The sequence below is a fragment of the Massilia sp. TSP1-1-2 genome (assembly GCF_049896185.1).
Taxonomy (GTDB): Bacteria; Pseudomonadota; Gammaproteobacteria; order Burkholderiales; family Burkholderiaceae_D; genus Telluria_A.
Map to the genome: position 1 here is coordinate 1 of NZ_JAFCTU010000195.1, position 606 is coordinate 606.

The 606-nt window shown below is 62.7% G+C and carries 1 pseudogene; it reads right to left on the reverse strand.

The window, feature by feature from the left end:
* Positions 1-263, reverse strand: a pseudogene (locus ACP7BV_RS27665) (hypothetical protein); the annotation flags it as partial.
* Positions 264-606: the final 343 nt, after the last annotated feature.

A 606-nucleotide genomic window follows, 5' to 3' on the forward strand; every position in this document is an offset into this window, starting at 1 on the left:
GGGAATCGGCTGCGCAGCACGAACGCGAACGTCGCGGTGCCGGCATGCAGCCAGTCGCGCCAGCGACGCGCGGTGTGGCGGGCAACACCCGCACACAGGGCCGCACCGCGTAGCGAGGCGCCGGCCAGCAGGTCCAGCAGAACCCGCTGCTGTTTGGCCCATGGGTGCCAGCGACGCGGCGCGATGCACAGCGGCAAACGCGAACAGGTGCGCCCGCATGCGCCGCAGCAGAAGCGGGCCACCAGCACCGGATTGAGCGACACGGCGGCAGGGCCATCGCGGTCTGGTTTGCGCTCGTAAAAACCATGCAGCCAAAGACCGGCTATCCCGCAATGCGGGCAAGCGAGCGGCCGGTAGACTTCCGGCGCGTGCGCAATTTGCTCGATATGTTGGGGTAACGAAGGATTTGCAGATAGAATTCGATGCATAGGCCGGTCCCGATGGTATGTGTGTTGCGTGAGAACTTCACACGATATCAGAGGAGTACTGGCCTATCTTTTTTGCATGACGTCCCACGCTGCCATGGGTGAAAGCTTACTGAACGCCCTCGAAGAGCCCGGGATTTAGCGCCCCGGCGAGCCTAGGATTTCAAAGGACGTAACAACA